General features: G+C 67.7%; 14 protein-coding genes. 8 read left to right on the top strand and 6 right to left on the bottom strand.

The genetic code is table 11. The features are described 5' to 3' along the window. Window positions 1-30 precede the first annotated feature (30 nt). The 3 genes from KEG38_RS39895 to KEG38_RS39885 form a co-directional block, all read right to left on the bottom strand. Window positions 31-444 (bottom strand): SMI1/KNR4 family protein, encoded by a 414-nt coding sequence (locus KEG38_RS39895; RefSeq protein WP_272425706.1) that lies wholly within the window; start codon window positions 442-444, stop codon window positions 31-33. Beyond that, window positions 441-6,788 carry an FG-GAP-like repeat-containing protein gene (locus KEG38_RS39890; protein WP_272425705.1) on the bottom strand — a complete coding sequence of 2,116 codons (6,348 nt, stop codon included), beginning with the start codon at window positions 6,786-6,788 and terminating at the stop codon, window positions 441-443. Before KEG38_RS39890 ends, KEG38_RS39895 begins: the two co-directional genes overlap by 4 nt. 75 nt (window positions 6,789-6,863) lie before the next feature. Then, window positions 6,864-8,630, bottom strand: a complete 1,767-nt coding sequence (locus KEG38_RS39885) for a TolB family protein (RefSeq protein WP_272425704.1) — start codon at window positions 8,628-8,630, stop codon at window positions 6,864-6,866. Window positions 8,631-8,742: 112 nt separating this feature from the next. On the opposite strand from KEG38_RS39885, the gene KEG38_RS39880 reads away from it, so the two are divergent. After that, window positions 8,743-9,225: a hypothetical protein gene (locus KEG38_RS39880; RefSeq protein WP_272425703.1), complete on the top strand. Its 483-nt coding sequence runs from the start codon at window positions 8,743-8,745 to the stop codon at window positions 9,223-9,225. A gap of 48 nt (window positions 9,226-9,273) precedes the next feature. Continuing rightward, the gene (locus KEG38_RS39875) at window positions 9,274-10,530 is read left to right on the top strand and encodes a cyclic nucleotide-binding domain-containing protein (protein ID WP_272425702.1); all 1,257 of its coding nucleotides are present in this window, start codon (window positions 9,274-9,276) and stop codon (window positions 10,528-10,530) included. Window positions 10,531-10,883: 353 nt separating this feature from the next. Here the strand turns inward: KEG38_RS39875 and boxB are convergent, their stop codons facing one another. Together boxB and boxC are read right to left on the bottom strand one after the other, a co-directional pair. After that, a complete protein-coding gene (gene boxB / locus KEG38_RS39870; protein WP_272425701.1) occupies window positions 10,884-12,323 on the bottom strand; it encodes a benzoyl-CoA 2,3-epoxidase subunit BoxB in 1,440 nt (479 codons plus the stop codon). Then, window positions 12,320-13,999: a 2,3-epoxybenzoyl-CoA dihydrolase gene (boxC, locus tag KEG38_RS39865; protein WP_272425700.1), complete on the bottom strand. Its 1,680-nt coding sequence runs from the start codon at window positions 13,997-13,999 to the stop codon at window positions 12,320-12,322. Before boxC ends, boxB begins: the two co-directional genes overlap by 4 nt. A gap of 85 nt (window positions 14,000-14,084) precedes the next feature. On the opposite strand from boxC, the gene KEG38_RS39860 reads away from it, so the two are divergent. Together KEG38_RS39860 and glgA are read left to right on the top strand one after the other, a co-directional pair. Beyond that, window positions 14,085-14,921, top strand: a complete 837-nt coding sequence (locus KEG38_RS39860) for a shikimate kinase (RefSeq protein WP_272425699.1) — start codon at window positions 14,085-14,087, stop codon at window positions 14,919-14,921. A gap of 4 nt (window positions 14,922-14,925) precedes the next feature. Further along, window positions 14,926-16,374 (top strand): glycogen synthase GlgA, encoded by a 1,449-nt coding sequence (gene glgA, locus KEG38_RS39855; RefSeq protein ID WP_272425698.1) that lies wholly within the window; start codon window positions 14,926-14,928, stop codon window positions 16,372-16,374. Window positions 16,375-16,409: 35 nt separating this feature from the next. Here the strand turns inward: glgA and KEG38_RS39850 are convergent, their stop codons facing one another. After that, a complete protein-coding gene (locus KEG38_RS39850) occupies window positions 16,410-17,624 on the bottom strand; it encodes a DUF3829 domain-containing protein (RefSeq protein WP_272425697.1) in 1,215 nt (404 codons plus the stop codon). A gap of 157 nt (window positions 17,625-17,781) precedes the next feature. Between KEG38_RS39850 and KEG38_RS39845 the strand changes: the two genes are divergently transcribed. The 4 genes from KEG38_RS39845 to recN are packed head-to-tail and all read left to right on the top strand — an operon-like array spanning window position 17,782 to window position 22,236. Next, window positions 17,782-18,144 carry a YkvA family protein gene (locus KEG38_RS39845; protein ID WP_272425696.1) on the top strand — a complete coding sequence of 121 codons (363 nt, stop codon included), beginning with the start codon at window positions 17,782-17,784 and terminating at the stop codon, window positions 18,142-18,144. Between the two features lie 12 nt (window positions 18,145-18,156). Beyond that, window positions 18,157-18,990 carry a hypothetical protein gene (locus tag KEG38_RS39840; RefSeq protein WP_272425695.1) on the top strand — a complete coding sequence of 278 codons (834 nt, stop codon included), beginning with the start codon at window positions 18,157-18,159 and terminating at the stop codon, window positions 18,988-18,990. Beyond that, window positions 18,987-20,429: a hypothetical protein gene (locus KEG38_RS39835; RefSeq protein WP_272425694.1), complete on the top strand. Its 1,443-nt coding sequence runs from the start codon at window positions 18,987-18,989 to the stop codon at window positions 20,427-20,429. Before KEG38_RS39840 ends, KEG38_RS39835 begins: the two co-directional genes overlap by 4 nt. 55 nt (window positions 20,430-20,484) lie before the next feature. Continuing rightward, entirely contained in the window at window positions 20,485-22,236 is a 1,752-nt protein-coding gene (recN, locus tag KEG38_RS39830; RefSeq protein ID WP_272425693.1) for a DNA repair protein RecN, read from the top strand. Window positions 22,237-22,513: the final 277 nt, after the last annotated feature.

Here is a 22,513-nt window from a genome sequence, read left to right as displayed (position 1 = left end):
TAAAGCGCGTTCGACCAGGCGCATAATGCATCAGGTCGTGCTCTCCTTCCTCAGTTGGTTAATGAGATCGGTCAAAGCGCTGCCGAGAATCGACACCGCCTTCGGTTCCATGCCAATCAGCGGCACGCTGATGTAGCGTGCCGTTGCTTCCCCCCACGCGAAGCCGTAGCCCGTGTCGCCACCATCTGTGCCGATGAGGATGACCCCTGGGAGAAACTCCGCGACGGAGTAGGCGTCATTTAGAGAGCGGATCCCACCAATCGACCAGAGCATGAGATACGCATGCGGAGCAACAAACCCCTCAAGACCATTGCTTCGACGGAGGACCGCCTTGTAGTCGTCCGGCAATCGCTGACCAATCTCGCGTTCTACCAAGGCGATCTCCGAGTCTTTGGCTCCAGCCCGCGTCTGGGCTGTCGCCAAGAAGGCGTCAAGCGTACTCATTGGATATCCCTCATCAGCCGGTTCCAGAACGTCGTGTACTTCGCGTGTTCGGACGGCGTCAGCGCCACCTTGTTCGCGGGGGCCGTCGGGCTTCCGCCAAACTTTACAGGATGGATCTCGTGGATCTGCTTCCCGGCGTGCCTGGCCGGATCGGCGGCTCGAAGAGCGACGTTCGCCTTGTTCGCAGCTTCCCGCGCCGCTTGGTATTCGGCGCCCTCGAGAAGGCGGAAGGGGCCCGTCGGCTTCGCCACTCCAGTTGGATAGCCCCTCCAGTCGATGACGGAGAATTCGCCAACCCTTGCTCCACCCCCTGCGGCGTTCGGACCCCGCCGCAGGGCCCTACCACCAAGCAGCGCGATATCATCCTCCGGTCCGGGGGTCAATACCGCGCCCAGCACCAGCGTCCCCTCGAAGAAGAGCCGCCCCGCGGCCTGCTCCCTCGGGTCGCGCAGGACCGGATCCCCGATCTGCGGCCGCAGCAGAATCACCTCCCGCTCCGGCCCGAACAGGATCGACAAATCCCGCCCGATCCCGCCCTCCTCCTGCACGACGAACGCGGTCCGCCCGCCGCCCGGCCCGCCCGCGAAGAGCTGCTCGAACAACGGAATCGGGCTCGAATCCAGCATCACGTCCGGCGGATACACGCCAAACGGATCATCCGTCCCCGGCCCGGACGGGTGCGGGATCTCCACCGTCGGCAGATCGACGCTCGCCGCGCTCTTGCTCCCCGTCGTATCCACGTCCGTCGCGGGCGCCCCTGCCCCGACGCCCGGCGGATCGATTTCGTGCGCGAGCAGCCGACGCACCTCCTGCCCCGCCAGAAACCGCGGGCTCGGCCGAATCTGATCCTCCGGCAGCGGGACGTCCGGATACCCCGGCTGCTGCACGACCCCGCCCGCCGGCGCGAACCCCGTCGGATCGACGAGCGAAAGCGGGTTGTTGACGACGTAGCTGTATCGGTTATGGCTCTGCCCGTCGAATACGTCCGCGATCACGGGATCGGTCGTCAAGAACCTCCCGAGCCGCGGATCGAACATCCGGCCCTTCATGTTCACGAGGCCGAGCTCGTCGTCGCCCTCGTGCCCGGTAAAACCCCGGGTCGTCGCCTTGCTCGAAGACGAGGCCGGCGGCGGCAATCCCCAGATCACGTTTCGCCGCTGCCCGAACGGATCATAACTGCGCTTCTCGACCTGGCTCCCTTGCTCGTCCGTCACGGTCTCGATGGAGCCCAGGTGATCCACGTGCAGGTAATGCGTCCCCGCCTCCGCGCCTCCCCGCGTCACAATCGCGACCACCCGCTCCGGCGAGTGCACCGAATACCGATGCTCCACCGCCCCCGTCGCCTTGTCCTCGATCCGCTCGTAGAGGTCCCCGACGTAGATCGTCTCCTTCGTCGGCGTCGTCTTTCGAATCCGCGTCTCGTCGCCGTCATAGCCGAACGTCGTCGTCGCCGCGCCCATCGTGATCGCGCGAGGGAGATCGAAGGGCGTATACGTCACCGTCGCGCCGGGACGGGCCACCTGGTTGCCGACCGCGTCGTAGGAATACCCGTCCCCGCCCGCGCTCGTCACCGCGTGCGGATGCAGGGAATTGCCATACACGTACGCGCCCACGTCGGACCGGGAGAGGAGGTTCCCATTCGGCGCATACGCGTACGAGCTGTTGCAGGGAGCGGCCGGATTCAGCGGCGCGCTGAAGTAGGCGCACGTCAAGCGATCGAGCGCGTCATAGCGAAATCGCTCCGTCTTGTTCTGCGATTGCAGCGCGTCCGTGCGGCTCGTGAGGTTCAGCCGCGCGTCGAATTCATACGATAGATCCTGGATCTTCGTCGCGCCGAACATCGTCCACACGCGGTGGAGCGCCTGCTTGTCCTGAAAATAGCTCCGCGTGGTCACGACCTCGTTCCCGAACACTTCCTTCCGGGTTCGCCCCGCCTCGTCCACCTCGGAGAGGCGCCAGTAGGCAGCGCCCGTGAAGGTGTCACGCACGGCCACCCGATGGCCATGATCGTCATGCGTGTACGTCACCGAGAAAGGCTCGACGCCAGGATACGAGATCGACGACACGCGGCCGAAGGCATCGTACGACGAACGCACCTCGAATTGCGCCCCGACCACCGAGAGCGTCATGCTCTCCGTTCGCCCCCGATCGTCATACGTATACCTCTTGACGCCATCCGGGCTCGTCACCTCCCGCAGTCGCCCGATGCCGTGCGCCGCCGTGTCCCACGTAAAGAGCGTCGTCCACGTCGCTCCGCCTTGTTTGTCGACGCGCGACGTCACGCGGCCCAGCGCGTCCACTTCGAATGTCGTCACGCGCCCGAGCGCGTCCGTCGTCGATAGCAAACCGCCGAACCCATCATGCACGAGCGTCGTCTTGCCTCGATCCGGATCGTCAATCTCCCGCGGGCGCCCCAGGGCATCACGCTTGATCCGCGTCACGGCGCCGCCAGGATCCTCGACGCTCGATAGCACGCCAAAGGGCGCATACGTGGACGCCGTCTTCCCATGCGCCGCGTCCGTGACGATCACGGGACGACCGAGCGCGTCGTGCTCGGTGACGGTCAGGTGCGAGTGCGCATCGAGCACCTCGACGAAGTGGCCATCATAGGTCGTCTTCGTGACGGCCCCCCAGGGCGTCGTGTGCACGATCTCGCGCCCCAGCATGTCGAATTCGTATTCGTCGAAGAGAAGTTCGGCGTCGGGCGTGCCCTCGCTCGTCGGCACCGAGCGCCTCCGGACCTTCCCCGTGCGATCGTCGTATTCGATGACCTGCATCAACCGAGGCGGCTCTCCCTCTCCCTCGATCGTATCCGGACCGTACCAGAAATGGCGAATCGGCCGACCCAGACCGTCCAGGATCACCTCGTCCTCGGCGCCCCCGGTCGTCCTCGATCTCTTCACGATGTGCCCGTCCGGCCCGCGCGACAGATCCATCCACGTCTCGGACCCGTCGGGCCTCTTTTCGTGCTGCAACCGGCCCAGGCTGTCGTGAGACCACTCGGTCGAGAGTCCATTCGGATCGGTCTCTCGGATCGGCATACCGAAGCGGCTGTCGTATTTCGAGCGCGTGACGTGCCCGGCCGGGTTCGTGCGTTGCTCCGGAAAGATGCCCTCCGCATCGAAGGCCGTGCGCCAGACCCGATGGTGCCCGAAGGCGTCGTCCGCCGTCACGGTCGTGACATTGCCGAATTCGTCTCGTTCGTACTTCACGAACAAACTCGCTTCGAGGCCGCCGTCATCGGTCGAGAGGGACGCCGTCTCGACTTCGCCGAACGTGTTCGTCGTTTGCGTCCGTGTACGGCATTGCGAGATTCCCGCGGCCGCGCTGCACTCCTTTTGGCTCTGGACCTGCCCGAGCACCCACCTTTCGGTGTCGTTCTCGACGACGCGCGTCGTGTGCAGGGTCAGGTCCACGCCGAGGGTCGATTGATGCACCTCGAGCACGTTGCCGAAGGCATCGAAATCGAGGACCTCCGTCGTCGTGTCGCGCAGGAGCGTCGCGCCTTGTCTCCGCTGTGTTCGCCGCGTGAGGGGCAATGTAAAATAGCTCTTGCCATTCTCCGTGGGGATATAGGTGGGCGTCACGTCCACGAGAGAGACCTCGTCCTTTTCAGGATCGAGCGACGGGAAGCGTAGATGCCGCCCCTCTGCCTGGCCCGCGAAGGGGTACGCCTCGACCTCGCCGGATTCGAGATAGGTGCGGTTGTCGTAGAGGTCCGTCGTCTCCGCGCCCGTCTCCCGCTCCGTGACCACACGCGCGGAGAAGCCCCAAAAGCCATGCCCGCGGCGATCGTACCGGCCGTCCTCGTAGCGCACGTCGAAATGTCGCTGGCCGCCGTTTCCGTCGATCGTGGCGTAGCTCGTCACCACGCGGCGCGAGCCGACGGCGCAGACACGAGGATACGCGCAGCCATTCGCCGGGTCGGCCCGCGGATCATAATGGTCCGGATCCTCGATCATGTGTCCATACGAAAGCTCGACGTTGGGGGGATCCACGTTCACGCCGTCCGAGAATCCCACGACCCTGTCGGGGTCCACTGCCTCGTTGCGAAACACGCGGAGCGCGTTCCCGATGAACATCAAGATATCGCTGGCACCATCGCCGTTCACGTCGGAGACGCGAGGCCCGCGAGGATCCGCGAGCGTGATGGCGTCGCCGAGCTCGGCCTCGAAGGGAATCCCCGCATCGACGGGCTCGAAGGTGAGCTCTCCGCTCGCCGCACAGAGCACGGTCCACCTCGGCAGCAGGCCGCCTCCCGCGCGGAGCGGCATGAGGAGATCCATCCGGCCGTCACCGTCGAAATCGAGCGGTGTCGCCAGACGAAAATAGGTGTCCTGCGGGAAGACCCCATCCCATGCGAGGCTATGCATCGGCGACGCGTCGAAGCCGTGCCCCGTATTCAGCCTCGTGTAGAGCCGCGTATCCGAGAAACCGCCCGTCACGGCGTCCGGCAGTCGATCCCCGTTGACGTCCAGGAACATCACGCGACCGCCCACCGGCACGAGCGGCAACTTCGTATCGACGCTCGTCCACGTCCCGTCGCTCGCTCGTGCGAACGCGGTATAGGTCGCGAGCTGTACGGCTTCGTCGCCGCCAAAGATGCGCAAACCTGGCATCACGAGCTCGACTTTGTCGTCCGCGTCGATGTCGACAGTATGGACCTCGACGCCGCACCCATACCCATCGAGGAGCGCGATCGGCGAGAAGGTCGGCTCGAAGCCGCCCGGTCGCCACAAATGCAGTCTCCACGAAGACAGGGTCGGATCCGGGGCGTCACCATGATCCTCGCATTGGATCAAGTCCGGCACGCCGTCTCCATCCACGTCCGCCAGATGCACGGATCCACCGCTCGATCGCAGGCCGTGCGGCGTCGCGCCGAGCGGGAACGGCCTCGGAATCCCGGTATCGATCTCCTCGAAGGTGCCGTCCCCCTTCGATCGAAGGACGATATGGTCGTTCTTCCACCCGCGCACGTCGTGGAGCAGCACGTCCGCGCGGCCGTCTTGATCATAATCGATGGGTGTGCCCAGCTCGGGCTGGATGAGGGAGGGGTCCGCCGGCGGAGGCGGCTCGGGTACGAGCGGCCATTCTTGCGAATACGCGAGCTTCGGCGCGCCGAGCGTCCCCGCGTCGTTCCTCGCAATCCTCCACGCCGTGATCGGATTCTGGGGCGTGCTCAGCGCGCTCGTGTCCGGCACGAGCAGGTCATCCAGCCCGTCACCGTCGGCGTCGAGGAGCAAGGGGCTCGCGTGCGTCGAGGTCGGGGCGGGGACGCCCGTGTCGACCTCGGCAAAGCCCCGCTCCCGCGCCGGATACAAGAACCTCATCGGCTCGGTGCAGGCGTTGTCCGCGCCGCATTCTTTCATTTCCAGGAGTCGCGTCCGCCCCGTCGTCTCGCTGTGGTCGTAGGTGAATGCATATCGTCGAACCAACGTGTCCCCCGGCCCGCGCATTTGCACTTCGTCGAGCCGCAGCGAGCGTTGCAGCCTCATGCCGCCTGCGTGATGGAACCGCACGTCGCTCGCGTCCCGCGTGCCATATCCGAGCGATATCGCCCGCGTTTCGGGGAGCGTCGACGCGCCTTCGAAGCTCGTATAGCGAATCTCGTCCAGCGCGTACTCGGCCGTGTACCCGTCCGCCTCGGCGAAGCAATAGCCGTAGGTCATCGTATTGCCGCGCATGTCCCTCATCGAGGAGGAGAGCCACGCGCGCGAGGCGCCTCCACGCGCGCGTGGTCGGCTCCCTTCGTCTTCGCCGTACGCGACGACGTGGCCCGAAGGCAAGAGCGCCTCGAACGAGGCCGGCTCCTCACCCTTGAAATGGCCCAGCACCTTGATGTGGGCGTCGGGCAGGGTCCGGTACTCGACCGTCTCTCCATGCTCCGCGACCTTCACCAGGCGCCTGCCGTCGAGACAAAACGCCGTGTCGCTCGCGTCATATCGGACCGCGCGGATCTCGCCGTCGAGGGCCATCGTCTTCGCGCAACGCGTGATCGCCGACGCGCCCACGAGTGAAAACCCGACGCCCATCACGCCGTCGCCCGCGGCGCTGCTATAAGCGACGGACAGCGCAGGCTCGATTCCACCACGCCCCCGGGGCGCCGTGAGCGGAATCGAAATCGCGCCCTCGCCCGTGTCCGTGAGCGAGAAGGAGGCCGAAAGCGTGGCCGCGACCGCCCTCGCCGGCCCGTCTGCTCGCACCGCCGGGAGCGATGGATGCTGGGGCTTGCATGCAATCACGGCCGGCGCCGGAGGGGGCACGCTGCCATTCTCGCAGGTGCAGCCCTGCACGAAGGCGAAGAGGACGAGCAGGCACGAAAGGAAGACGTTGGCCCAGCGCATGCAAGCCAGTGCGCAGAGGACTGGGCCCCACGTCAAGCACCAGAAATGTCGAGGGGTGTCTTGCCTCGATGACTGCTACTGCGGCGGTTCGATCTGGAACACGTCCCACGCCGGCGTGTGGTTGTTCTCCTCCGGGACCTGCGACGTCACGTAAAGCGCGGGGTACGTCTTGTCGATCACCTCGGAGCCGTCGGCTTGCACGGTCGTCACGACGCCGCTCACGAAGAGCTGCGGGTTGTTCAGGTCGCGCCGCTTCGAGCTGAACGTCAGCCAGTAATACTTTTTCCCGTTGAATACCTCGGCGCTCGGGGCCCAGCGCGGCCACGAGTTCGTGAGGCCCGGGCTCTTCCGATCCACGCAGGCCGGCGGATCGTTGCCCGCCACGCGCACCGCCTCCCCTCCCTTCGCCGGGACCACGAAGACCTCCGCCATCGGCTCGTCGTACGAATCCGCCCACGCCCCATTCGGCAGCTTGTACGGCGCGAACCGATTGAACGCGAGCAACGTGTCGCCCGACGAGATGACCGGGTAAAACTCCACGAACGCCGGATCACTCGCGCCAGGCAGCGGCGTTGCATTGCCGCCTTGCCGGTCGTTGAAGGGCACCGTGTAGATGTCCATCGTCATGTCGGCGTCCGAGATCGCCGTGACGACGCCCTCGCCGGAGCTCGTGGCCGTCGTGTATGCAATGGTCGTCCCGTCGTGCCAGAAGGTCGGCGACGCAGGCGCGTGGGTATCCCCGACGCGCGGGAGGATGCCCCATCCCGTCGCGGGATCCTGCGTATGAAGATCGGTCCAGACGAGCTCGTAGCTGTTCCCCGTGAGCGTGGGATCGATCATCACCGTGATGGCGACGGCATCCTGCGCCGTGTAATGCTTCTCCGAGAGCGTCGGGGCCGTTTGCTTCTGCCGCCCGAGCAGCCCGAGCGCCACGGCCGAGACCTGCATCTCCGTGGGCAAACCCGCCGTCCCGTCCACTTTTCGCGCCGAGACGGTCCGCGTCCCGACCGACGCGTCGCGGGTGAAAAACGTGAGCGCGCCGTCCGGGGACGAGGCGTGGCAAGCCACGCACGTCGTATCTCCACCCACGATCTCGGGCGAGAGCACCGTCGTCACCTTGGTGTCGCCGATGGAAAAACCCTTCAATGCGGTCTTGCCCGAGCCCGGCGCGCCCGTCGTCCAGTAGACGATCGATCCCGGCGCCGCGACGGGCGCCACATGCACCACGCCCTCGGTGCCGACAAACGGCCCGGCGATGAGCTGGCCTCCGTCGATCTGCGCACTTCGCACGGCCACCTTGATGTCCCGGCCCGCGCTGTGCCCCGCGAGTCCGGACCAGATGTCCGCGGGAATCGTGTACGAGGTGGCCGTCGTGTAGACCACGAGCTCGTTCACCTGGTTGTCGACCTTGAGCCGAAGCTCGAAGACGTTGTGCCCCGCCGGCGCGATCCATTCGAATCGCAGCGGCGTCCAGTTCGTCGGGACGAGCGCCTCCATCGGCGGCTCCGCGACACAAGGGCCGCCCTGCGGCTGCGCGGGCGTGCCCTGGAAGAGCTCGGGGGCCTGCGCGGGCACGCCCATGTCGATTTGAGGGCCGGCGGGGAAATCAAGGAACGGTCCGTTCGGATTGGGGCCGCTGCCGATGAAGTCGCCGCCTTCCCCGCCCGCGCCGGCCGAGCCGGCCGAGCCGCCCGAGCCCGAGGCGCCGGCTCCGCCCGTTCCCTGGGTGGCAGACGAGCCACCGCCGCCGGTGGAGGAGCACGAGACCCCGGCTGCGCCGAGCGCGGCGGCCGAGGCCAAGGCCAAGAAGAGCGCGATATCGCGCCGAAGTTTGGTTTTCATGGAGGGATGATCGGGAGCCACCGGCCGGCGTCAAGGCTCCGGCGCCGAGCCCGCCCGATTGCGACAGGATTCCCGCGGTTGACATGCAACCGCCCGGCGCCACGGGTCCTCCATGGCGGCGAGGGGGAGACAGCGAGCGATCATCGCGCTCTCGGGCGGCGTGATCGCGGGCGTTTTCGCGGGAATCGTGGCGAGCCTGTACGGGCTCCTCTCGACGGTCGCGCGCGGCGTCGACCCGTGGATCGTGTTCAAGTGGGCCTCGGCTCCGTTCCTCGACGATCGCGCATTCGCGCCCGGCTTCGACGCAGGCGCCGTGGTGCTCGGCATCCTCGTGCATTTCGCCGTGTCGATCACCTGGGGCGCGCTGTTCGGTCTGCTCGTCTTCGGCGCGAACGCGTTCCGAACGCTCGTGTTCGGCGCGGCGTACGGCGTGATCGTCTGGTTCGTCATGTACAAGGCGGTGTTGCCCGCGGTAGGCCTCGGCGCGATCGCAGCGCGCGTGCCCGTGGGTCCGGCGATCCTCGAACACGTGATCTTCGGGCTCGCGCTCGCAATCGGGTTTCTCCCGTTCCAACGACGCGCGCCCACGGTTTGACGCGTAGCGCCTTCCGAAGCGGCCTTCGCCTCGACTAGGATGCGGGGCATGCCTCTCACGGTCACGTCGCAGGCCGCGACGCACGTCGGTCGCAAGCGCAAGCGCAACGAGGACAGTCACCTCGTGGACCCCGACCTCGGCCTGTACATCGTGGCCGACGGCATGGGTGGTCAGGCGGCCGGTGACGTCGCCTCGCGCCGCGCAGTCGACGTCGCGCGGGCCTACGTGGCCGATCGAGTCGAGGTGCTGACGCGCTTTTCGGAAAACCCCTCCCAGGAGAACCGCATCGCCGCGCAAGAGCTCGTCGCAGCGGCCATCCAGGCCGCCTGCGCCGATCTCTGGACCATGGCCGAGAACGACCCGAAGCTCCGCGGCATGGGCACGACGATGGTGCTCTTCGCCGTCGCCGGGGATCGCGCCGTGGTCGGGCACGTGGGCGACAGCCGCGCCTACCTCCTGCGCCAGGACGTGGCGAACCGGCTGACCGAGGATCACACGATCGTCGCGGCCTCGATCAAGAACGGCACGATGACGAAGGAGCAGGCAAAGACGAGCGCCCTGCGCAGCGTGCTCACGCGGGCCGTGGGTACGCAGGAGTCGGTGCAGGTCGACACGCTGCTCGTGGAGATCACGCCGGGCGACCTCTTCCTGATCTGCAGCGACGGGCTGTACGGCTACATCGAGGACGAGGAGGTCCCCTTGCTCTGCGCGAGCGTGCCGGACAACCTCGCAGAGCAGCTCATCGACCTCGCGAACGAGCGTGGCGGCCGGGACAACATCACAGCAATCGTGCTCTCGTTCCACGGCGCGACGGCGGAAGAGCCGGAGGCGCTCACGAAGCACGAGGCGCTGCGCGGCATCCCGCTCTTCATGCACCTCACGTACCGCGAGCAAGCCGAGATCCTCGCGATCTCGGAGGTGAAGAGCTACCCCCTCGGCGCGGCGATCGTGACCGAGGGCGAGCCGGGCGAGGACCTCTACGTGATCCTGCGCGGTCGCGTGGCCGTCGAGAAGGACAACGTCGCGATCACGACGATCATGACGGGCGGTTATTTCGGCGAGATGGGTCTCGTCGACGACTCGCGGCGCTCGGCCACGGTGCGTGCGCTCGAGTCGGTGCGCACGATGGTCATCACGCGAACGGACATGATGAACGTCATGCGACGCGAGCCCGTGCTCGCGGTGAAGCTGCTCTGGAGCTTCGTGCAGGGCCTCTCGCAGCGTCTGCGCACGGTGAACACCGAGCTCTCCGAAGCCCGCGCCGAGCTCTTCGAAGCGCAAGGCGTCACGCCCTACACGTCGTAGGCTGAGCTGGGGCGTGGGCGCCGGGGCGCTGCCCCGGACCCCGGCAGGGGCTGTCCGCCCCTGCACCCGGACCAGGCACGGCCTGGACCGAGGGGGGAAGAACTGCGCGATGCGCAGTTCTTCCCACGGGCCCGTGACAAGACCACGAAGGTCTTGTCCACACGCCGACGGGAAGAGCTGCTGTGTTTGAGGGCAGGGTCGTTGGTGGTCTTGTCAGCGGCTGTTCGATGAACTGCGCATCGCGCAGTTCATCGACCCCAAGTCCAGCGCTTGCGCAGGCCCCGGGTCCCGGGGCGGACAGCCCCGGGTGGGGCCTGGGGCAAAGCCCCAGCGCAGCCGCTCCCAGCTGAGACTCAAGCCGTGCGCTTCACGTACTCGAAATCGACGGGCCGGCCTTTGATCCCGTGCTTTGGCGGCGCGATCCAGTTCGCCATCTGCTTCGGATCGTAGATCGGCGCCGTCATGAGGCTCTTCACGTACGCCTCATCTGCCTCGCTCGGCAGCCACTCGTCGCGACGGCGCTCCCAGTCTTCCTTCGCCAGCACGTTGCCCTGCACGTCGAAGTAGAGCCCGCCGTAGATCCCCGTGCGCCGATGGAACCTTCGGCTCGGCAGCGTGAGCCGATACGAGATCCCTGCCTCGGCGAGCGCGCGGTTCCACTTGTCGACTCCGCGCTGCGCGTCCTCGATGTACTCGTCGCGCAACACCTCGTTCATCGCGTTCCGCAGCGGCACCTCTTCGCGCCGGAAGCCCGTCACCACGCCCGGCCCTGCGGTCACGGGCACGTCCATTGGATAGACGCCGTCGACGGCGCGATGATCCTCGTAGCTCTCCTCCTTCGCGCGCCCTTTCAGGCTCGACGCGAAGAAGTTTGCCGCGTTCGACGAGATCTCGCCGCCGAACAGGTCGAGTGACACCGAGTACCAGAAGTTCAGGTACTTCTGCATCGTCGGCAGATCGATCCCGCCCTCGGCGCGCGCGTCCTCGTTCTTGTTCTTCTTCATCAGCTCTGCGGTGCGCTGCACGATGCGCAGGATGCCCGTCTCGCCGACGAACATGTGGTGCGCCTCCTCGGTCAGCATGAATCGCGTCGTGCGTGCCAGCGGGTCGAAGCCGCTCTCGGCGAGCGCGAGGAGCTGGTACTTCCCGTCGCGATCCGTGAAGTACGTGAACATGAAGAACGACAGCCAGTTCTGACACGGCTCGTTGAACGCCCCGAGGATGCGCGGTTTGTCGGGGTTGCCGCTGCGGCGCTCGAGAAGTGCTTCGGCCTCCTCGCGACCGTCGCGGCCGAAGTAGCTGTGGAGCAGGTACACCATCGCCCAGAGGTGCCGCCCCTCCTCCACGTTCACCTGGAACAGGTTGCGCAGATCGTAGAGGCTCGGACACGACTGACCGAGCAGACGTTGCTGCTCGACGCTCGCGGGCTCGGTGTCTCCTTGCGTCACGACGAGCCTGCGCAGCACGTTGCGGAACTCGCCGGGCACGCTCTGCCAGACGGGCTCGCCCATGTGATCGCCGAAGCCGATCTTCCGCTCGGCCACCGGGTCCGTGAGGAAGATGCCCCAGCGGTAGTCGGGCATCTTCACGTAGTCGAAATGGGCCCAGCCCTCGTGATCGACGCTCACGGCGGTGCGGAGATAGATCTGGTCCTCCTGGAAGCCCTCGGGACCCATCTCCTTCCACCAGTCGATGAACCTCGGCTGCCAGGCTTCGAGCGCCCGCTGAAGCTTCTTGTCGGACGCGAGATCGACGTTGTTCGGGATACGCTCGGAATTGACGACAGAGCTCACGTTCGCCTCCAGTCGAATTCGGGTCGCTCGGGCCGGCCGTACATCGTGAGCGCGCCCCGCTCGCCGACCGCATTCGGGCGCTGGAAGATCCAGTTTTGCCAGGCCGACAGACGCCCGAAGATCTTCGTCTCCAGCGTCTCGGGCCCGGCGAAGCGCAGCGAGGCCTCCATCCCGGTCAGCGCGTCGGGCGACAGGCTCGCGCGCTCCTCGACCGCGATCCGCACCTCGTCGTCCCAGTCCATCTCGTCGGGCGTGAACGTCACGAGCCCGAGTTTTTTCGCAGCGTCCGCGTCGACGAGCTCGGTTTGTCCTTCCAGACGCTTCACGACCGAAGGATCGTGGAGGAACCGCGTCTCGAGACGCGTGAGGCCGTTCGGCATCGGGAACGGGCCGAAGTTCAGCGGCGAGAGGCCGATCACCGGCGGCTCGTCGCCGCCGTCGAGCATGTACGTCCGGTCGCCGGCGAGGGCCAGCTCGAAGAGGCTGCCCGCGAAGCACGAGCCGGGCTCGACGAGCGAGAACACGCTGCGCGCCGTGAGATCCAGCCGCTTCAGCGTGCGACGCATCTTGAGCAGGATCTCGCGGGCGAACCAGTCGTCACGCAGCGCGTGGAGCGCCTTGTCCGCGGCGCGCACGGCCTCGGGATCACCCTTCGTCCGGAGCAGCACGAGGCCTGCCTCCGGATGGTTGAAGCGCAGATCGAGCAGCGCATCGTCGAGCTCGCGGAACACGCGGAGCGCCCACACGTCGGAGCCGCTCTTGTGCAGGGCCTCCACGGTGGTCTCCGGCGCACTGTCGGGCGCGCGCACCTCGAGCTCGGCGACGCGCGTCTGGCTGTCGACGACGAGCGTGACGTACTTGTACTCGGACTTCGACTTGCTGCCGTCCGCGGAGCGCTTCACCTCGAGCGGGGCGAGCGTGATGCCCGGGCCCTGCTTGTCCTTCGTGCGCGCGGCGATCGCGTTTGCCTCCTCGATCACCACCTGATCGAAGCGGCTCTTCGGGATCGAACGATCGACGAGGCGCCACTCCTCGGCGCGCTTGCCGCGAACGCCCTCGGCGAGCGTGCTGAACACGTCGGCGAGATCGCGGCGGACCTTGCGTTTGTCGACGAGGCGCGTGAGCCCACCCGTGCCCGGGAGCACGGCGAGCAGCGGCGTCTCCGGGAACGAGACCGCGCTCGATCCATCGTCGCAAAGCAGGATCTTCTCACACGCGAGTGCGAGCTCGTAGCCGCCGCCGGAGGCCACGCCGTTCAGCGCGGCCACGTAGTGCTGGTCGCTCTCGCTACACGCCCCTTCGAGCGAGAGGCGCGTCTCGTTCGTGTACTTGCAGAAGTTGACTTTGAAGGCGTGCGTCGACGAACCGAGCATGTAGATGTTCGCGCCGGCGCAGAAGATGCGCGGCTGGCCGCTCGTGACGATGACGACCTTCACCTCGGGGTGCTCGAAGCGCAGCCGCTCCACCGCGTCCGCGAGCTCGATGTCCACGCCGAGGTCGTAGCTGTTCAGCTTGAGCGTGTAGCCGGGGCGCATCGGCGCCTCCTCGACCACATCCATCACGAGCCGAGCAATCGAGCCCTCGAACGAGAGCTTCCAGTGCTTGTACCGGCTCGGATGTGTCTCGAAACGGATGGGGGGCGCCTTGGCCCCGCTGCTTTCACTCTCGATGCCCATCGCCGAAAACTCCACCACCGGGGCGATGGGCTGTCAAGCAATATACTGCTTGTCGGAGCTGCGTTCATGAAATATAGTGCATGATGTGGCGGCCCGAAAAAAGCCCGACGCGGGTGCAGAGGAAGCGGAAGGCACAGGCTCGCCGCTCCTGCAATCGCTCGGCGAGCGGGTGCGCGAGCGGCGACGCGCGGCGGGTTTGACGCTGCGGGATCTCGGGGCCGCGTCGGGCGTGAGCGAGCGCTTTCTGGTGCTCGTCGAGGGCGGCAAGGCGAACGTGTCCGTGGTTCGTCTCGACGCGATCGCGCGCGCGCTCGATACATCCGCCTCGGCGCTGCTCGCGAGCGCTCCCACGGACGAACCACGCGCGGCGGAAAAGGGCCCGCTCGTGGCGCTGCTCGGCCTGCGTGGAGCGGGAAAAACCACGCTCGGGAGCCGCGCGGCGGCCCGGCTTGGTTTGCCCTTCGTGGAACTCGACAGCCTGGTCGTAGCGCGGGCCGGGATGAGCCTCACTGAAATCTTCGAGATGCACGGGACCGCGTACTTCCGCAGGCTCGAACGCGAGGAGCTCGAGCGGCTCGTGGCGCGCGGCGATCGCGGGATCGTCGCGACGAGCGGCAGCCTCGTGACCGATCACGAGACGTTCGAGCTCCTCTGCCGCGAGGCCGTGACCGTGTGGCTCCGCGCGCGCCCGGAAGACCATTTTCAGCGCGTGATCGACCAAGGCGACGCGAGGCCCATGGCGAGCCGGCCGGCGGCGATGGAGGAGCTCCGCGCGATCCTGCGTGCGCGAAGGGCCCTCTACGAGCGCGCGGCCCACATCATCGACACCTCGGCGCTTGGTCTCGAACGCTCGATCGACAGGCTCGTGAAGATCGTCAACGCGGCGAGCCGTGGTAGGCTGCCGGCACCGTCGGTCGGTTGAACGCATGCCCCGCCTCCGCATCCTCAACGTCGTCTCCGAGTGCGTCCCTTTCGCCAAGACGGGAGGCCTGGCGGACGTGGCCGGCGCGCTCCCCATCGCGCTCGCGGCGCGCGGACACGACGTCCGCACGGTGATGCCGCGCTACCGCGTGGCGAAGAAACACCCGGCCAAACGGCTGCCGCTCTCGCTCGGCGTGCCCGTGGGCGGCGGCGAAGCGTGGGGCGCGGTGTGGGAGGCGCGGCTCGGCGAGAGCACGTCGCGCGTCTACCTCCTCGAGCACGACGAGCTCTACGATCGCAGCGGCATCTACAACGATTCGAACGGGGATTACCGCGACAACCTCGCGCGCTTCACGTTCCTCTCGCGCGGCGCGCTCCGGCTCACGCTCGCGCTCGGGTTCATCCCCGACGTCGTGCACGTGCACGACTGGCCGACGTGCCTCGTGCCGATCTACATGAAGACGCTCGACGCCCGCTCTCCGCTCGGCGGTGCCGCGTCTGTCCTGACGATCCACAACATGGGCTATCAGGGCTGGTTCGACAAACACGAGTTGCCCGTGACCGGCCTCGGCTGGGACGTGTTCCACCACCGCGCGCTCGAGTCCTACGATCGGCTGAACCTGCTGAAAGGCGGCATCAACTTCTCGACGATGCTCTCGACGGTGTCGCCGCGGTACGCGCTGGAGGTCCAGACGAGCGAAGGAGGGCACGGGCTCGAAGGCTGCTTGCGCGAGCGCGGCAACGACGTGATCGGCATCCTGAACGGGATCGACGACGAGGTCTGGAACCCCGCGACGGATCGGCACCTCGCCGCGCATTTCGACGCCGACGATCTGCAAGGCAAGGCCTTCTGCAAGGCGGAGCTCCAGCGCGAGATGGGGCTCCCGGTTCGTCCCGACGTACCGATCATCGGCCTCATCAGCCGGCTCGTGCACCAGAAGGGCATCGACATCTTCGCGGGCGCGCTGGGCACGCTGCTGAACCACGACGTGCAGGTCGTGGTGCTCGGCTCTGGCGAAGGCTGGGCGGAGGATCTCTTCACGCGGCTCAGCCACTCGACGGATCGATTCCGCGCGTACCTCGGCATGAACGACGCGCTCGCGCACCGCATCGAGGCGGGCGCGGATCTGTTCGTCATGCCCTCGCGGTACGAGCCCTGCGGGCTGAACCAGCTCTACAGCCAGCGATACGGCACGCTGCCCGTCGTGCGCGCGGTGGGCGGGCTCGACGATACGGTCGAGCACATGGCGACGGGCTTCAAGTTCCTCGACCTCTCGCCCTCGGTGCTCGCGGACACGGTGCTCGAAGCGGTGTGGATCTACCGCGAGCACCCCGAGCATTTCCGCTCGATGCAGCGGCGGTCGATGAAAAAACCGTTTGGCTGGGATTACGCGAGCCGCCAGTACGAGGCGCTGTATCGGCTCGCGATCTCGAGGCATCGCGGCGAGCGCTGAGGCGGGCCCGAGAGCCCGCCCCCGCGGAGCTCGTCTCAATGAGCGTGGCCGGCGTGATCGTCGGGATGCTCGACCTGCTGCCCCGGCGTCGGGATCTGCCGCATGGGCGGCCCCGCCTTTGGCTCGACGACCTGGCCCTTCGCGGTGAGCGAGCGCGAGAGCGCGCGGTGCTTCGCCTCGATGACCGACGTGAACCCGTTGACGAGCGAGAGGAACGCGTCGGGCTCGATCCCCTTGTCGCTGATCTTCGCCTGGGCTTCCTCGGCCGCCTTCTGGAACGCGCTCAGCGGCGGGACCGTGATCTTCGCCCACGGATCGTTCGGGTTGTTCGTGCCGAACGTCTTGATGGCCTCGACGTCCTTCGCGAGCGCCGCGACGCCCTCCTTGTAGGCGGCCGCGTCGATCTTCTTCGCGAGCACCGACAGGACGAGCCCGCGCGCCCTTTCGTAGGCCGTGAGCACGAGCCGCTCGCCCTCGTCGAGCTTCGCCATGTCGACCGCGTGATCCTTGCGCCACGCGGCGATCGCGCTCCCGAGTTTGTCGGCGGTCTCGTCGAGCTTGGCGAAGTCGGCGACGAGCTTCTTGTGCAGCTCCTTGCCGCGCTCGAACTTGTCCTTCGTGTACTCCTCGCGCTGGTAGTACACGCTGGCCGCGGCGATGTTGCGGCTGAGCTCCAGGGAGAACGGGGCGAACGTCGCGAGCGCCGCATCGACGTCGGGCATCGGCGGCTCCTTCAGACCGGCGGCGACGGTGCAAGCACGCGCGTTGCGCTCGTGCGGCGCGCGCATGCCCATCTCGGCCATCTTGCGGCCCGCGTGCGCGCTCGGCGTATGGGAGGGACCGGGGCCGGCCGAGGGCGCGGGGCCGGCCGAAGGCGCCGCGGAGCCGCCCGGCTTCGCGAGCGTGGGCGGGGCCGGCGGCATGGGAGCGCCGGGGATACCGAAGCTCGGGATCTTCTTCTCGCTCGGTTCGTCCTTGCCGAGGCTCGTGAAGTAAGCGTCACGCGCTTGACGCAGGGTGAGCGTACCGAAGTAACAAACCTCGAGGCGGTAGTCCTTCATCGCCTGCGGGTCGAACTTCGGGACGGGCGCGATCGGGGTGCGCAGCGGAAGCTTGCCCTTCCCGCTCGGCAGCGCCGCCGTCGACGGCTTCGCCTCCGGCGCAGGCGCGGGCGGCTCGTCCTTCTTACAGCCTACGGCCAGGGGAGCGAGCGCGAGCACGAACGGAAGAAAAGACCGCAGCCGGATCATGAAGACATGCCTCCTCGAAGACGCCCTACGCCAAGGCATTGGCCGGGCTAGGTCGGACCGGCATCATGCCCGACCAGCACGGACTTTCAAGCGTGGCCCCGCGGCGATCCTGCCCCCGCCCCTTGCAGCCGCGCACAGCGGAACCATGTTGGCCGTCGTGAAAAAGACCACCGACGCACGCCCGCAGAAGCTCGAAGGCAAGAAGGTCTCCGGAAAGGCTCGCGGGCTCGCGCTCGTGCCTCTTCTCCGGGATGCGCCAGCGGCATGGCGGCTGCTCCGCGACCGGGAAGGTGCGCTCTGGGCGAAGGCGCTGGTCGTCCTTTCGGTCGTTTACTGCGTCTGGCCCCTCGATCTCGTGCCCGACGCCGTGCCTTTCATCACCTGGATCGACGATGTGGGCGTGGTGCTCGTCTTCCGGCTGATCCTCCACCGGCAGCTCGCCCGATACCACGAGCCCCAGGAGGAAATCGTGTCGGACGTGCGTGGGCCTCGATCCGGGACCGATGTCCGCGTAGCCTGAACGCGGGTTCCCGTGCGACTTCAACCTTTCACGCTCGACAATCTCCGCATCGAGGACGAGCGCTCGTATCGACACATCGGTCTCTACGCCGAGCTCAAGCGCGCGCTCGTGCGTGACCACGTCGCGTTCCTCGTGCCGAAGCCCGGCACGCCGGAAGCGCGGTGGGATCGCGCGCTCTTCTTGAACCTCACGTTCTGGTCGCCCGACCAGCCCGGTGATGTTCTCGACAGCGACGCGATCCCCGCCGACGTGGTGATGCACGCGGGCTGGCATCACGTCACGCGACGCGCGCTCGAGGCGCTCGGCACGACGGCGAGCCAGAGCCCCGAGGCGCTCCTGCTCGGCGAGTCGATCGCGAGCGCGTTCGATCTCTACCTCGTCGGTCGCTTGCTTGGCCACGCGCCGGACGCCGCGTTCCTCGAGACGCAGGTGCCCGCGATGGCCGAGGCCGCACAGCAAGCCGGCATGCCGGAAGAGGCGTTCGAGGCGATGCTCGACGAGGTGTCGCAGGACCCGGACAAGGCGTTCGAGGATCTGCGCGAGCTGCTCTTCGACGCGAGCACCGCGCTCGTGCGCGCGCCTTCCGTCGAGGAAGCCGCCGAGAGGATCGCGCGTTTCGACACGCATCGCTTCGGGCCGCTCCTGCACCACTACGAGCTCTCGACGTGGATCCTCTACGCGCGCGCCTACGCCAAGGATCTGGGTGCGCCGGATCCACAAGTGATGGCCGTCGACGCGGCGCTCCGCAGCGCGGATGTCGCGCTCGATTGGCTCGAAGAGCACTGGATCTCCGGGGTCTCGGGAGACCCGGCCGGACCCGACGAGCACGAGGTTCTGCCACGATGAGCGACAAGAAAAACGACACGAAGACGGCAGGGGGCAACATGGAGACTCCGCCAGAGACGATGAAGTCGATCCCCGAGCGGACGAGCGTCTTCGACCTCGACGTGTCAGCCGAGGTCGTGACGGTGCCGCCGCCCGCGCTCGCAGGCACCGACAACCCGAAGATCCCGCCTCCGCCGCCGGCGCCGCGCGAGAAGGCGACCTCGCAACCCGTGCTCACGAAAACCCCGGAGCCGGTCCCGACCACGACGAAGCGCACGCCGACGTTGAAGGAGGAGGAGGACGACAGGCCCTCGTTCTTCGAGGTCTTCGATGTCGAGAAGCACGAGGCCAAGCACGCGCAACCCGAAGCCGCCCCGGAAAAACCCGCGGACAAGGCGGCTCAGCGCGGATCGCGGCCCGATCCGCGCGAGATCAGCCGCAGCCGGAAGCTCGTCGACGAGGACCTGTTCAACCTGAGCAACAGCCTCTTCAACAACCAGTCGCTGACGCCGCTCGTGGCGCCCGACGTGTCGGCACTCGGCGTGTCCGGGCTCGGCAAAGATCTCACGACCGCGCCGAAGCCGGTCGAGCCCGCCGCAGGAAAAACCGACGCGGCGAGCAACGGAGGCTCACTCCTCCTGGCCGCGCCGCCCGTCACGGCGCCGCCGGCGCCTGCGACGAAGTCGTCGATGGACGCGATCGACCTCGACGTCGATGTCGCGGCCGCGGGCGGGAAGCTCGATCGCAAGCGGCTCGGGATCGGAGTCGTGGTCGTCGCGGCCCTCGCAGGGCTCGTGTTTTTCGCGGTGCAACGCGCGTCGACGACGACGGAGGAGTCGACGGCCGCGGTGGGGATCGAGTCGACAACCTCACCGAGCCCGGGGAATGACACGGTGCCCGCGCTGCAGACGGCGAGCACGAACCAGGCGCCCACGCCGACCACGAACACCCCGGCGGCGAAAGCTGGCACCGAGGCGTCCCCGGACAAACGCGCCGCTTCTTCGACGGAGGCAGCGGCGAAGGGTGATGGTCGCGACAAACCCGCGGCGGGCGGCGACAAACCGCAGGAGAAGACGCCGGAGACGAAACCGGCCGAGGCCGCGACGGGGAACAAGGCGCAGGATCTCGCGGCCGCGATGGCCGCGGCGAACAACAAGTCCGCCGCACCCGAGGCGCCCTCGGGCGGCGGGAACGAGTTCAACAGGGGCGCCGCATCGTCCGCGCTCGGCGCCGCCGCCGGCAGGGCCGCAGGCTGCAGGGCGCCCACGGATCCGAGCGGCACGGCCCGCGTGAGCGTCACGTTCGCCCCGTCCGGCCGCGCCACGAAGGCGCAGGTGAACGGCCCGCCGTTCGCCGGCACGCCGACCGGCGGCTGCATCGCCGCAGCATTCCGCAGCGCCTCGGTCCCGCCGTTCTCCGGCGATCCCGTGACCGTGAGCAAGTCGGTCACGATCCGCTGATCTTCGCGCGGAACGCGTCGACGTTTCTCGCGGCGTTCTTTATCCTCCCGGCCCCGTGCTGGTCGCCCTCCGCGTCAAGAACTTCGTCCTCATGGATTCGCTCGAGCTCCGCCTCGAGCCAGGCTTCAACGTGCTCACCGGCGAGACCGGCGCGGGCAAGTCGATCGTCGTCGGCGCGCTCTCGCTCGTGCTCGGCGGCCGCGGCAACGCCGAGCAAGTGCGGCCCGGCGCCGACGAGGCCGAGGTCGAGGCGCTCTTCGACGTGACGGGCAGCGAGCGGCTCGCGACGGCCCTCGACGCGGCCGGCGTGTCGTCGGGCGGCGAGCTCGTCATCCGCCGCGTGGTGCAGCAAAACGGTCGATCACGCGCGTACCTGAACGGACGCCTCTGCACCGCGGGCGAGCTGCAAGCGCTCGCGTCGGAGCTCTGCGACGTGGCCTCACAACACGAGAGCGTCGCACTGACCGATCCCTCGACGCACCTCGGCTACCTCGATCGATTCGGCCGCCTCTCGACCGCACGCGAGGCGCTCGCCGCGGAGGTCGAGAAGCTCGAGAAGGTCGTCGCGGAGATCCGCGAGGTGCGCGAAGCCGAGCGCGGGCGCGCCGAGCGCGAGGCGTTCCTCGGCTTCCAGCTCCAGGGCATCGATGCGGTATCCCCGCGGTCCGGCGAGCTCGAAGAGCTCGCAGCCGATCGACAGAGGTTGCGCCACGCCGGAAGGCTCCGCGAGCTGACCGAGCACGCCGCCGCGCGGCTGGATCAAGGCGAGCACGCGATCTGCGACGAGCTCGCGAAGCTCTCGAAGGATCTGCGCGCCGCCGCGGATCTCGATCCGTCCCTCGAGGCGACTGCGAACTCGCTCGATGGTTTGTTCTCCGAGCTTCGCGAGATCGCCCGCGAGGTCGAGCGATACGCCGACCGCGCCGAGGCGAACCCGTCGCGACTCTCGGAGATCGAGGACCGCATGTACCGGCTCGAAGGCCTGCTCCGGCAGCACGGGCCCACGATCGACGACGTCATCGCGGCGCGATCGCGGATCGCAGCGGAGCTCGAAGGGCTCGGCAACGTGGAGACGAAGCTCGAAGCGCTGGAGCACGAGCGCGATCGGCTGCTTCGCGCGGCAGGGGAGCGCGCACGGCAGCTCTCGCAGAAGCGGCGCGAGGCAGGCGAGAAGCTCGGCGCTTCGATCGGCGGGGAGCTCGCCGATCTCGGCATGGGCGGCGCGCGTGTGATCGTCGACGTCGCGCCGCTCTCGGGCGACCGATCCGAGCTCGTCGTCGACGGGGCACGTCTCGGCCGCGACGGCATCGACCGTGTCGAGTTCCTCATCGCGCCGAACAAGGGCATCGAGCCGCGCCCGCTGCGCAAGATCGCCTCGGGCGGCGAGCTTTCGCGCGCGCTGCTCGCGCTCAAGCGCACGCTCGCGGAGTCGGGGCCAGCGGGGCTTTACGTGTTCGACGAGGTCGACGCCGGCGTCGGCGGCGCGGTGGCGGACAAGATCGGCCGCGCAATCGCGGACGTGGCGCGGCACCACCAGGTCCTCTGCATCACGCACCTCGCCACGATCGCGGCCTTCGCGGACGCGCATTTCGTGGTGTCGAAGCAGGTCGACGGGCCGATCACGAAGAGCACGGTCAAGCGCGTCGAAGGCAAGGATCGCGTCGCCGAGGTCGCGCGCATGCTTGCGGGCGCGAAGGTCGGCCCGAGCGCGCTGAAGGCGGCCTCCGAGATGCTGGACGAGGCGAAGGCGCGTTCGGCGGCCGCCGCCGCGAGTCCGAAGCGCGGCGCGAAGGGTCGCGCTTCCTGAGGGTGGTTCCACAGGGATGCGCGGGGCTTTGCCCCGCACCCCAGAAGGGGGCTGTCCGCCCCCTTCACCCCGGACCAGGCACGGCCTGGACCGAGGGCCGAGAAACCGCGCGATGCGCGTTTTCTCGGACGGGCCCGGGGAAGACCACGAGCGGCGTTGCCAGCTGAGACAGCAGTGCTGCCCTACCCTCGAGCCGACACGTCCGTGCTGCGGTTTTGACTGGCAAGCCCGTCGCCGGTCTTGACTCGGCCTGTTCGATGAACTGCGCATCGCGCAG

Origin of the sequence: Polyangium jinanense (genome assembly GCF_028435265.1) — a bacterium.
GTDB lineage: Bacteria > Myxococcota_A > Polyangia > Polyangiales > Polyangiaceae > Polyangium > Polyangium jinanense.
The sequence above is the reverse complement of the archived record's forward strand: the minus strand, read 5'-3'. Positions and strand labels throughout refer to the sequence as shown.